This window comes from Vibrio sp. 10N.286.48.B8 (assembly GCF_003050085.1).
Lineage (GTDB): Bacteria > Pseudomonadota > Gammaproteobacteria > Enterobacterales > Vibrionaceae > Vibrio > Vibrio crassostreae.
The window spans coordinates 106,999-118,886 of the sequence record NZ_PIGD01000016.1 but is presented as its reverse complement, the minus strand read 5'-3'; the positions used below and the strand labels follow the sequence as shown (position 1 = coordinate 118,886).

General features: G+C 45.3%; 9 protein-coding genes. 6 read left to right on the top strand and 3 right to left on the bottom strand.

The genetic code is table 11. The features are described 5' to 3' along the window. Window positions 1-645: DUF2913 family protein (locus CWO08_RS17645; protein ID WP_258185386.1), on the top strand; the 645-nt coding region annotated here is incomplete at its 5' end. A gap of 218 nt (window positions 646-863) precedes the next feature. Here the strand turns inward: CWO08_RS17645 and CWO08_RS17640 are convergent. Beyond that, on the bottom strand, window positions 864-2,324 hold the full coding sequence (locus CWO08_RS17640) for a DUF2867 domain-containing protein (protein ID WP_108020852.1): 1,461 nt from the start codon (window positions 2,322-2,324) through the stop codon (window positions 864-866). Between the two features lie 96 nt (window positions 2,325-2,420). On the opposite strand from CWO08_RS17640, the gene CWO08_RS17635 reads away from it, so the two are divergent. The 5 genes from CWO08_RS17635 to nhaA all read left to right on the top strand — a co-directional run bounded on the left by CWO08_RS17635 (window position 2,421) and on the right by nhaA (window position 9,599). Continuing rightward, window positions 2,421-3,794: an MATE family efflux transporter gene (locus CWO08_RS17635; protein WP_108020851.1), complete on the top strand. Its 1,374-nt coding sequence runs from the start codon at window positions 2,421-2,423 to the stop codon at window positions 3,792-3,794. Window positions 3,795-3,916: 122 nt separating this feature from the next. Next, window positions 3,917-4,588, top strand: a complete 672-nt coding sequence (locus tag CWO08_RS17630; RefSeq protein WP_017060385.1) for an ABC transporter ATP-binding protein — start codon at window positions 3,917-3,919, stop codon at window positions 4,586-4,588. After that, entirely contained in the window at window positions 4,569-7,022 is a 2,454-nt protein-coding gene (locus CWO08_RS17625; RefSeq protein WP_048658392.1) for an ABC transporter permease, read from the top strand. Before CWO08_RS17630 ends, CWO08_RS17625 begins: the two co-directional genes overlap by 20 nt. Continuing rightward, window positions 7,012-8,160, top strand: a complete 1,149-nt coding sequence (locus CWO08_RS17620) for a lipocalin-like domain-containing protein (RefSeq protein ID WP_102432758.1) — start codon at window positions 7,012-7,014, stop codon at window positions 8,158-8,160. The genes CWO08_RS17625 and CWO08_RS17620 overlap by 11 nt, the downstream gene beginning before the upstream one ends. A 275-nt stretch (window positions 8,161-8,435) precedes the next feature. Beyond that, window positions 8,436-9,599, top strand: a complete 1,164-nt coding sequence (nhaA, locus tag CWO08_RS17615) for a Na+/H+ antiporter NhaA (RefSeq protein WP_048664785.1) — start codon at window positions 8,436-8,438, stop codon at window positions 9,597-9,599. A 191-nt stretch (window positions 9,600-9,790) separates the two neighbouring features. On the opposite strand, the gene CWO08_RS17610 is transcribed toward nhaA, so the two are convergent. Both CWO08_RS17610 and CWO08_RS17605 read right to left on the bottom strand, forming a co-directional pair. Continuing rightward, window positions 9,791-10,402: an OmpA family protein gene (locus CWO08_RS17610; protein ID WP_102480575.1), complete on the bottom strand. Its 612-nt coding sequence runs from the start codon at window positions 10,400-10,402 to the stop codon at window positions 9,791-9,793. Continuing rightward, the gene (locus CWO08_RS17605; RefSeq protein WP_107898799.1) at window positions 10,402-11,709 is read right to left on the bottom strand and encodes a TolC family outer membrane protein; all 1,308 of its coding nucleotides are present in this window, start codon (window positions 11,707-11,709) and stop codon (window positions 10,402-10,404) included. The genes CWO08_RS17610 and CWO08_RS17605 overlap by 1 nt, the downstream gene beginning before the upstream one ends. Window positions 11,710-11,888: the final 179 nt, after the last annotated feature.

Below are 11,888 nucleotides of genomic sequence, written 5' to 3'. Positions count from 1 at the left end.
ATTGAAATTCAGAAGTTAGTGAACGATGCGTTAGGCGAGCTATATGCTCTACATAAGTCTGGCAAAGCCATTGACGCACCTATCGCGAACAATCTTTACCTTGTTCGCTGGGTAACAAAAGCGATTAAATCTCAAGCGTATGATCGCGTGATTGTGCCTGACTTAGTTCGTTGGCAGAAGCAGGGTCGCTCAAAAGGCAACAACTCTGATTTAACTTTTACCTTTAAACGTATTTCTGCGTTCTACGGACGTTTTTTCCCTGAAGGCGAAGAGCCTAAAGCGCTAAAAGACAGTGATGTTGAAGCGTTCATGGACAAAATGTACGAGATGGGTTGGAGCGTATCGAGTGAAGACGAGCTAACGACTGGCGGCAAGATTCAGTTCTTCACCGATGGTGAGCACTCTTTTGCCTTGTGTGGCAAACAGTGTGACGACTCTTTCGATGGTGAGTTAATGGTTAAGCCAATGAACTGGTTTGTTCGTGGCAACCACGCTGAGTTTATTCAAGCAGCGATGGAAGCAGGCTTCATGCTTCACAAAGTGACGGACTATAAGTCTGCAGTGAAGTATCACGGTGAATACATCGTTTACCCTGCTAACCAAGGCAACCAACTGGCTGAGATCCCGATTAGCGTTATTGGCTAGTAGCGGATTCGGGATACGAGATGAGAGATACGAAGAGCGGAATTATCCGCTCTTTTTTTTGCCTCTCATAGCGCGTGTCGCAAATTTTCTGTTAAGTCTTTTCGCATCTTGACACTCGAATCTCGTATCTGCTTTTAGTCTTTTGGCATCCCGCCACTCGAATCCCGAATCTGCTTTTAGTCTTTTGGCATCCCGCTACTCGAATCCCGTATCTGCTTTTAATCTTTTCGCATCCCGCCACTCGAATCCCGTATCTGCTCTTTAGCCTGCTTCTCAATCGCCTTCACCATGCCTTTAAAGATAAACAGGTGAGCAGGCATCATTGCGAACCAATAGAGTAGACCTAGAAAGCCTTTTGGGTGCCACCAAGCTGATATGTTCAGTTCACGAGAATCGCCGTTGTCAGAAACGGTAATTTCCAGTCGTCCTAAGCCTGGACCTTTCATGCCAAACAGTAGCGATAAGAATTGGTTCTCTTCACAGCGAATCACTTTCCATGAATCGATTTTGTCGCCCACTTTTAGCTTGGGGCCTTCAGGCATTTGTCGCACAGGTACGCCGCCGCCGAAAAGAAGGTCCAACCATTCGCGTGTGCGCCATAAAGCGTTAGCGAAGAAGTAACCTTGCTTCGGGCTTCCTATCTGTTGAGCTACTTGCCAAAGAGACTCTAGTGAGGCAGTAGACATGATGCTTGCGCCTGTTTTCTTCGGGTAATAACCGTATCCCGCTTGCCAGCGTTTGAAGGCAGTTTTATCGAAGCCCCACACATTACTCTTTACGAAGTTTCCTTCAGAATGAATAGCTTGCTCAACCATATTCTCGAACGAGATAAGCCTCTGAGGGTACTTTTCTCTGATAGTGGTCGAACTGGCAATAAAGTCATGCTTTAAGCCAGCAAGCAGTGCTCTGCCTATGTTGGACGGTACAGATGTCACTAAGCCTAGCCAATATGAAGCAATCTTGGGGGTGAGCAGTGATGTAGCCCACAGCCGGAGTGGACGATCGGCCGTTTTGGCAATATGAGCAAATTGGTTTCGATAAGAGACAATATCCGGCCCACCAACTTCGAAGATTTGGCTTTCTATAGGCGTGTCTTGTGCTAGCTTCAGCAGATAGTGGTTCAGGTTCTGCAATGCGATAGGGTTTGCTTTAGAATCGACCCACTTTGGCGCAATCATAATCGGCAAGTTGTACACAAAGTCTCGCATGATCTCGAATGCCGCAGAGCCTGGGCCTATGATCACGCCTGCTTGAAGTTCGGTTATCGGTACCGGCCCTTTACGAAGTAGTTCACCGGTTTTCTTTCTCGCTTGAAGGTGCTCTGAGTTACCAGTTTGAGGCTGCAACGAGCTTAGATAGATAACGTGCTGGTTTTTAGGGCCAAGTGCAGAGACAAAGTTGCGAGCTAGGTTTAACTCGTAATCAATAAAGTCGTGGCCTTCTGCCATTCCATGGACAAGGAAGAAGATAAGATCAAAATCGGGGACTAAGGCTTGTGTCGCAGCTTGATCGGCCAAATCAAGATACTCAAGTGATAAGTTTTCGTGAGGCTCGGTCCGTGCCTTTAAATAGTCGATATGCCTTGCTGCTGCCGTGACTTGATAGCCTTGCTCAAGCAGGAGAGGGAGGAGTTGTGAGCCTACGTATCCAGAAGCGCCTAAAACCAGTACTTTCTTCATTACTACTCCATTTATATCTGTGGTTAAAAACCGAACATTGATATAATAGCGCGATATTTATCTTTATTCATCAATACGTTCCGTTTAGGTCTCTCTATGTTGCTCTCTTCAATTATTCATCACACACGCGGTGATTTTGTTCGCAGGTTGATTGCCATAGCTTTGCCAATCACCTTGCAGAGCATCATGTTCTCGAGTCGAGGCTTAGTGGATGTGTTGATGCTAGGTCAGCTTGGAGAAGCAGACATTGCGGCTGTGGGTGTGGCGAGTCGTGCGATGTTCGTGACGACCATTATGCTGGTGGGTGTCACCACCGGCGGCGCTCTTCTTACTGCTCAATATTGGGGAGCGGGTAACAGACAAGGCGTGAGAGAAAGCACTGCACTAACCTGGCTGGTTTCGACGTTGTTTGCGCTGTTGACCATCGTGTTCTTTGTCTCTTTCCCGGCACAAATCATGGGCGTGACGACTGACTCTCAAGAAGTCATCAGCTTGGGCGTTGAATACATCGTTATCACCTCATTTAGCATGTTAGCCGTATCGTGTGTCAGCAGTATGGCCGTTGGCCTAAGAGCGATGCACAAACCTGGATTGAGTACCTTCTTCAGTGGTATTGGTATCCTGTCTAACGTGTTCTTAAACTGGGTGCTGATTTTCGGTAACTTAGGATTTCCGGCTCTTGGCATCAAAGGTGCGGCGATTGCGACCGTACTGAGTGGCGCAATTGAAGTGGCGACCTTGTTTGGTTACCTCTATTTCTCTAAACATTTATTAGCCTTCAAACTTTGTGATATCAAAGCTGCGGCAACGGTGGAGAAAGTCGTTCGCTTCTTGAAATTGTCTCTGCCGACAACTTTCAACTTTTTAGCTTGGGCTGGTGGCTTATTCGCTTATCACGCCATCATGGGGCAATCGGGCGTGCAAGGTTTAGCTGCGCTTTCGGTGATGACGCCAGTTGAGTCTATCTCGTTGAGTTTATTGATTGGCATGTCGAATGCTGCCGCGGTTTTAGTGGGTAACCAACTCGGTGCGAAGAACAATGAAGCGGTTTACTACCAAGCTCTCGGCTTAACGATTTTGTGCTTCTTTACCAGTATTGTGGTGGCAATTTTCCTCTACTTTATACAAACGCCAATATTGAATGCCTTTAGTGCTTTGACAGAAGAAACCCGAGCGCTTTCAGAGAAGTTTATTGTGATTCTGAGTGTGGGTATTGTCATCCGCTCTATTCCAATGACAGTGATCGTTGGTGTACTCAGAGCTGGTGGTGACGTGAAGTTTTGTCTATACCAAGATCTGATTGCTCAGTGGGTGATAGGTATTCCTTTGGCAGCCATCGCCGCTATTTACTTTAAGCTTCCACCTGAGTGGGTTTACCTACTGTTCCTTACTGAAGAAGTGATTAAGTGGGGCGGGTCGCTCTATCGCATGAAAACAAGAAAATGGATTAAAAACTTGATAGGAAGTTGAAGTAGGACGCACCAATCACATCACTTTATCGTTGGTGTGTGATCTATCTTTCAAAATACTTCCTCCTAACAGGGAATTAGTGTAGATTCTCCTTCCAAATTCTAACTAATGTGAGCTGTTTAATGTTAAAGCTGTCAGACCTATGTAAAGGCTATGTCGATGGGGGGGAGTTTCACCCTGTTTTGCAAGGTGCTGAATTAACATTAAACCAAGGTGACCAGCTAGCATTAATGGGAGAAAGTGGTTCAGGTAAAAGTACTTTACTGAACCTTATTGCGGGGTTAGACCTAGCTGATTCAGGTGAAATTGCTTTCCCTCACTTCAATATGCACGACTCTACCGAGCGTGACCGCACCGCTTATCGCAGAAACAACATCGGCCATATCTTTCAGCAGTTCAACTTACTGCCGACATTGAACATTGCCGATAACATTCGTTTTTGCCGCCAATTAAAAGGCTTACCCGAAGACAAGGGGCTCTGGCGACAGATCCTTTCTGCTTTAGATCTGATGCCTTTGCTTGGTCGTTATCCTGAAGAGGCGTCTGGTGGTCAGCAACAACGTGCGGCAATTGCTCGTGCGCTGTATATGGAACCCAAAATCTTACTGGCCGATGAGCCAACAGGTAGCTTAGATGAGCGCAACGCTGAAGCGGTAATGCGTTTGCTGACCTCTTTGGCTCGCCAATTAGAATGTACATTACTGTTGGTAACACACAGTGAGAAAGTAGCGCTGCATATGGATGGCAGGATCCGCCTACAAGGAGGGCAACTGCATGTTATGGCCCGTAGTTAAGGCACTACTCGGTCATTATCGACGTTACCCACTTCAGATTATCTTGGTATGGCTTGGTTTAACCCTAGGCGTATCACTTTTGGTTGGTGTTACTGCCATTAACCAACACGCCAAGCAAAGCTATGCACATGGCGAAAAACTCTTTTCGAATCCTCTTCCTTACCGTATTCGACCAAAACACAACGCCAATAAAATCCCACAAGGCTTTTATATCCATCTTCGACGTGAAGGCTTTCAGCAGTGTTCTCCTTTTGATCACCACCGTATCACTGATGAAAACGGTTCAAATTTCATGCTGATTGGCATAGATCCAGTCTCTATGCTTCAACTGCAGCCGGGCGTTGCGTTAAAAGATCTCAATACGTTAAATCTCATGAAACCGCCATATCCGATCCTTGTGAGCGATGATCTCGCCGAACACATGGAGTGGAAAAACGGTGACTATATCCACCTTATGGATGGCTCTGAGCTTGGTCCATTAATGGTTGATCAAAACAACATCATTGATGGTACAAGGCTGATTGCTGATATCTCGCTACTGAGAATGCTGAAACGCAGCGCAGGCCTCTCGGTGATTGCATGCTCAGACATGTCGCCTGAGAAGTTTGAGCGTCTTAAAAACATGCTACCCAATGGTTTGACAATCTCTCGCAGCTCTAAAGCGGAATTAGAGTCACTGACTAGCGCTTTTCACTTAAATCTAAAAGCGATGGGCATGCTGTCGTTTGTGGTTGGTTTATTCATTTTCTATCAAGCGATGTCGCTGTCGTTTATTCAGCGTCAACCGTTAGTCGGTATCTTAAGACAAACAGGTGTGTCGGGCTGGCAACTGGCTAAAGCACTTTGCTTAGAGCTACTGCTATTGGTCGGACTGAGCTGGATCTGCGGTAATATTTTTGGTGTCATGTTAGCCAATCAATTGTTACCAGCGGTATCTTCAAGCTTAGGTGATTTATACGATGCCAACGTTGGTTTAACGATTGACTGGAATTGGCGCTGGAGCGGCTACAGCTTATTGATGGCGTTACTTGGTGCGTTCTTAGCCTGCGCTTGGCCATTGGTACGTTTGCTTAGATCACAACCGATTCGTTTGACCTCTCGATTGTCTTTGATGCGTTTTGCGGGTACTGAGTTTACTTGGCAAGCTTTGATTGGCTGTGGCTTCTTGGTTGCAGCTGTCGCTGTGTATCAAGCCCCTCAGACTCAAGAAACGGGTTTTGCGATTATCGCATTGATGCTAATTAGTGTGGCGCTATTTACCCCGTTTTTGATGTGGAAGTTATTTAACAGCCTCTCTTATTCATTGCGCTGGGTTCGTGCTCGCTGGTTCTTTGCTGATGCAGCTTCAAGTATGAGCTACCGTGGCGTGGCGACGATGGCCTTTATGTTGGCCTTAACAGCCAATATTGGTGTAGAAACCATGGTGGGTAGCTTTAGAGATACTACTGATAAATGGTTAACACAGCGCCTGGCCGCCGATCTTTATATCTACCCAACCAATAATGCCGCTGCTCGTATGAGTAACTGGCTGTCAGATCAACCTGAAGTAGATTCGGTTTGGTGGCGTTGGGAGAAAGATGTTGCTTCTCCAGTCGGCAGTATTCAGGTTGTCAGTACGGGTCCTTCTGAAGGCGAACTAGAAGCGCTGACAATCAAATTAGGTATTCCGAATTACTGGTACCACTTACACCACTCTAAAGGTGTGTTGATCAGCGAATCGATGTCTCTCAAGTTGGGGATTCGCCCTGGCGACTACATTGACCTCTATGATAGCCTCGGCTCTGGTTGGCAGGTTGTTGGAGTTTATTACGATTATGGTAACCCTTACCATCAAGTCATGATGTCACATCGAAACTGGCTGTATGGGTTTGCAGGGCGGGGTAATGTAGGCCTTGGCGTAATACTCAAAGATGATGTTAATTCGGTAGGCCTTCGCAGCCGATTAGAAAGCGTATTCAGGCTTGGCTCTGAGCGTGTATTCGATAACAACAATATTCACAGTCAAGCGATGCGTGTGTTCGATAGAACGTTCGCGATTGCAGATACATTAGGCAACATCACCTTGGTTATTGCAGTCTTCGGTATCTTCTTTGCTACTGTAGCGGGTGAAGTGTCTCGACAAAGACATATATCCTTGCAGCGCTGTTTGGGTGTCTCGGCGAAAGAGCTGATTCTGACAGGTAGCTTGCAGCTGTTTGTATTTGGGCTTATTTCCTCCTTGATTGCGATTCCGCTTGGCTTGGCGCTAGCGAGCTTAATTGTTGATATCGTGATAAAGCAGTCTTTTGGGTGGTCACTCGAGTTACAAGTGATTCCTTGGGATTATTTGCAGACATTTGCGTGGGCCATGGCAGCATTGATGCTCGCTGGTGCTTTACCAGTGATGAGAATGATTCGGAACACTCCGATGAAGTCACTGAGGGATGCGCTTTAGTATGTTTTTACGGAATAGCTCAACTAAGTTAAGACATCGAATCCTGTCTTCTCTTCTATTAATCAGTTTCTTCAGCATCTTTTTAAGTGTTTGGGGCTATTACTCCTATTTCATCGATCCCGGTGAAAAGGGCGAGAATGAAGTTAACTCGGTATTGGTTAGTGAACATTTCAATGTGTTTGAGCCAGTGTTACCAGACCGCAATGTTTCGCTACCACAAGATTTTAAGTTCCACCCAGAGTTTCAACATGAGTGGTGGCATTACTTTGCGTCTTTGAAAGGCGATGATGGCAAAGACTATTCGGTACAGTGGAGCTTTTTCCGTATTGCAACGGACGAACGTGAAACTCCTGGGTGGCAAAGCCCTCAAGTCTATATCTCAAATGTAGTGGTCTCTTCTAAGTCCAAAGTATGGAAAGAACAGCGCATGGCTCGTGGCGGCATTGGCCAAGCGGGGATGACTAACCGTCCATTCAGACTTTGGATTGATAACTGGAACTGGCGTGCACTCGGCAACACACCATTTCCAGGCCGTCTTCAAGTGCAAACTGACACTTTTGGACTTGAGCTCGACACTATTGCAAAAGGGCCATATGTACTCAACGGCGATAATGGCTATCAGAAAAAACACGACTTATTACCTGTCGCGTCTTATAACTTCAGCGCTCCATTTTTATCTTTGAGTGGTGTGTTGAACTTAGACGGCGTTACCAAGGAAGTGGAGGGAACTGCGTGGGTACATAAAGAGTGGGGTAGTGGCTTACTTGGAGTGGGTCAACAAGGTTGGGATTGGTTTGTGTTTAATCTCGATGACGGCACTGCGTTGAGTATTAACCGTTATCGTCATAACCAACAGTTGCCTTACGTATTTGGTACATTAGCAACGCGCTCTGGCAAAGTTTACCAATTGACGGAATCCGATATTTCAATTCAACCATTGCAAAATACAACGTTGATGAATAGAAGACGGATGCCTCTGCAGTGGATCATTAATGTCCCTAAGCATGATATCAACCTCACGACGCGTATTATACGCAGGGATATGTGGCTTCCTTTTGTCATACCATATTGGGAAGGGCCGATTATGGCGAGCGGGAGCCATGAAGCGACAGGCTTTATGCAATTAACTGGCTACTAAAAAACACCTAAGGCTATCATTTGATAGCCTTTTTTTATGTCTGCGACTTTTATCCAACCCCAATGAATTGTGCATACAGGTTCGATGATCTCATCTATACTTAATTCATGGCGCAGAACAACATTATGGAATATACGACGTATTGTTTAGTATTTGTAGGAAAAACCGAAGTTAAACATCCGAAGAAGTGATTATCTATCAATTAGACTTGGATATAAACTCGTGGTTATTCTTTGTTATTCGTTTATTTAAATAATAAATATAAGGGCGAAATCATGACCGACGTCATCCGTGACTTCTTTAAAATGGAATCTGCTGGCGGCATCATCCTAGTAATCGCTGCGGCGATCGCAATGTTTGTAGCAAACTCACCACTGAACGAAATGTACCAAGGTGTACTTCACAGTTACGTTCTTGGTATGTCTGTGTCTCACTGGATTAACGATGGCTTAATGGCTGTCTTCTTCCTTCTAATCGGCTTAGAAGTTAAGCGCGAACTTTTGGAAGGCGCATTAAAGTCTAAAGAGACAGCAATTTTCCCAGCTATCGCAGCTGTGGGTGGTATGTTAGCTCCTGCACTTATTTACGTGCTATTTAACTCAAGTAACCCTGAAGCGCTTCAAGGTTGGGCTATCCCGGCTGCAACAGATATCGCATTCGCACTGGGTATCATGGCTCTTCTTGGTAACCGTGTACCGGTAAGCCTGAAGGTATTCTTACTAGCATTGGCAATTATCGATGACCTAGGTGTTGTTGTTATCATTGCACTGTTCTACTCAGGTGACCTATCAACGCTTGCACTGACGGTTGGCTTCATCGCGACTGGTGTGTTGTTCATGCTAAATAACAAGCATGTAACTAAGCTGAGTGTGTACTTAATTGTTGGTGCGATCCTGTGGTTCGCTGTATTGAAATCTGGTGTTCACGCAACATTAGCTGGTGTAGTAATTGGTTTTGCTATCCCACTAAAAGGCAATAAGGGAGAACATTCTCCGCTGAAACACCTAGAGCATGCTTTGCACCCATATGTAGCTTTTGCAATTTTGCCAATCTTCGCATTTGCAAACGCAGGTATCTCACTGGAAGGCATCTCAATTTCAAACCTTACAGGCATGCTACCGCTTGGTATTGCTATGGGTCTATTGGTTGGTAAGCCACTGGGTATCTTCCTATTCAGCTGGGGTGCTGTGAAAACGGGCGTAGCTAAGCTTCCTGAAGGTGTGAACTTCATGAACATCTTCGCAGTGTCTGTGCTGTGTGGTATTGGCTTTACGATGTCTATCTTCATCTCTTCATTGGCATTTGGTCCAACGAACGCAGATTTTGATACGCTAGCTCGATTAGGCATCCTGATGGGATCTACGACAGCAGCTATCTTAGGTTACTTCCTGCTAAGTATTTCTCTGCCGAAAACTAAGCACCAAGAAGTAAAACTTTAACCGGTAATTGGCTCGGTTAACTATCGAGCCGATTCCTGAGTAGCAAGAAGAACCACTGAGTCATTCCCGAGATTCAGTGGTTACAAAAAACAAAAAGCCGTGATAGGCGACCCTATCACGGCTTTATTGATCTTGTCGCTAAGCAGTCTTTGTAAGATAACCCACGTGACACCTTCAGTGACAATGTCACGCTATTTTTCTAGCGTGGTAAAAATGGTCCATTCCTCTACGATCTGCTCACTTAACCCTACTACTGTCGCTGTTACCTTACGGTTCAGTGCGTGTGAAGTAGGGTCATCACCATCGTTTTCTAATCGTTCTTCACCATAGCCGACAATTCTCACACGCTCTGGTTCGATACCATTCGACAGTAACTCGTCTTGAACATTGTTTGCTCGTTTTTTTGACAGGTCTAAGTTGTACTCGTTAGAACCCACTTTACTCGCATAGCCTTGTATTTCAATCGAGGCACTTTTGTAGGTTTCAAGAAACGCTGCCATCGTGCTGATCTGGTCTGAGAAAATTGGGTTCACTTCAAATGAGTCATGAGCAAAGAGTATTTTTAGCTGTCTGACTTCTTCCGCACGAATCGTTTCTCCACAACCATCATTGTCGACTTGTGACGTTTCAGGCGTACCAGGGCAGATATCACGAGCGTTTACCACACCATCTTTATCATCGTCTTGCAGGTCTGCAATCTGCTCAGCTTCAGGTGTCTCGATATAGGCCTCTTCCTGCTGGTTCGAACAGGCAAGTAAAGTCATCGTTAACACGGGAAGTAATAAGTAAGGTATTTTCATCATTAATACTCCACTGGCGTAGTCCACTCTTCTGGAATGTCGACCAGTAGAGCATTCAATAAAGAACCTGTCGCGTTCATCACACGGTACTTAGCGTACTGCTCTGAATAGTGGGCATCTAGGTAATCTTTACGGGCTTCAAATAGTTCGTTCTCAGTGTTGAGTAAGTCAAGCAGAGTACGCTTGCCTATTCGGTATTGTTTTTCATATGCGATAACAGTTTCCGAAGCTGAATCAACATGGTCGGATAGAAAATTCTTTTGTTGTAACGTTAGATCCAATGCACTCCATGAGAGGCGAAGACCTTCTTCCACTTGTCGATAAGCGCGATCTCTCAGATCTTTGGCTTTGTTCAATTGGTATGCCGCAGCTTCTGAATTAGCGCTGTCTGTTCCGCCGTTGTACAAGTTATATCGCATGCGTAGCATCGCGAGGGTTTCTTGACTTGAGCCTTCATCGCCACCTGCATCATCACGCCACGACTGAGAAGCCTCGATGGAGAAGGTAGGGTAGTTCACGCCCTTTGATTGTTTGTATTGGAAGTGGGCTGAATCGACATCTGCGTTTGCGACTTTGATTACAGGGTGCTGGTCTAATGCATCAACAATGGCGTCGGTTAATGACAAAGGAATTCTAGAAATATCGGCTCTTGGGTAAATTAAGCCTAGGGGTTCTTGACCAACTACTCGTCTGAACTGGGTGTGGGTATCGATCAAATTATTCTGTGCGGCCAACAAGTTACCATGAGCTTTTGCAATCCTAGCTTCTACCTGAGATACATCCGCTGTTGAACCTATGCCTGAATTCGCTCGTTTCTTTATATCTTTATAGATTTTCTTGTGTATTGAAAGGTTACTTTCTGACAGTGCCAGCACTTCAGTGGCTTTTACTGCGTCTAGATAAATTTGTGTTACCTCAAGCGCTTTGTCTTCGGCATCCGCGATCAATTGCAAACGAACCGACTCGGCTTCTGCGGCAGTTCGATCAATGTCGTACAGTGTCGCGGAACCATCCCACAGCAGTTGAGTGAGGGAAATCGTCGCTTCCTTTCTTGTTAGATCGGTATCGGGGCCGTTATTTGGTGCAGGGTTTATACCTTCGTACCCAATACCAGCATCAAGATCGATGCTGGGCTTGTATGCGCCTCCAGAGGCATCATTACGTTTTTTCACGCTCACATATTCATTAAAGATACTTTTTATCTCTGGATTCGTTGCCAAAGTAATAGCTACAGACTGTTCCAGAGTTTGAGCGGTTAGCTGTGTTGCAGTAACTAAGCAGCACATGATGGATAATTTAAACAATTTCAAAGTAGCTCTCCTTCTACTTTCAATGTCTCATCCGTTTCCCAACCTACGTTTACCGCTGAATTGAGAGAAGGGTATTAAACGAAGCTTAGGACATTTGCAAAAAAATGCGAAGTTTGTTGGTTTTTTTTTGAATGTAAGTCGCTATTGCTATTGACTAATTTTCAAAGTTCCTTATATGA

What these genes read in the sequence shown, in the direction of transcription:
- CWO08_RS17610 (WP_102480575.1), bottom strand. Translation starts at nt 10,402, where the DNA reads ATGATGAAAATACCTTACTTATTACTTCCCGTGTTAACGATGACTTTA.
- CWO08_RS17620 (WP_102432758.1), top strand. Translation starts at nt 7,012, where the DNA reads ATGCGCTTTAGTATGTTTTTACGGAATAGCTCAACTAAGTTAAGACAT.
- nhaA (WP_048664785.1), top strand. Translation starts at nt 8,436, where the DNA reads ATGACCGACGTCATCCGTGACTTCTTTAAAATGGAATCTGCTGGCGGC.
- CWO08_RS17640 (WP_108020852.1), bottom strand. Translation starts at nt 2,324, where the DNA reads ATGAAGAAAGTACTGGTTTTAGGCGCTTCTGGATACGTAGGCTCACAA.
- CWO08_RS17630 (WP_017060385.1), top strand. Translation starts at nt 3,917, where the DNA reads ATGTTAAAGCTGTCAGACCTATGTAAAGGCTATGTCGATGGGGGGGAG.
- CWO08_RS17635 (WP_108020851.1), top strand. Translation starts at nt 2,421, where the DNA reads ATGTTGCTCTCTTCAATTATTCATCACACACGCGGTGATTTTGTTCGC.
- CWO08_RS17625 (WP_048658392.1), top strand. Translation starts at nt 4,569, where the DNA reads ATGTTATGGCCCGTAGTTAAGGCACTACTCGGTCATTATCGACGTTAC.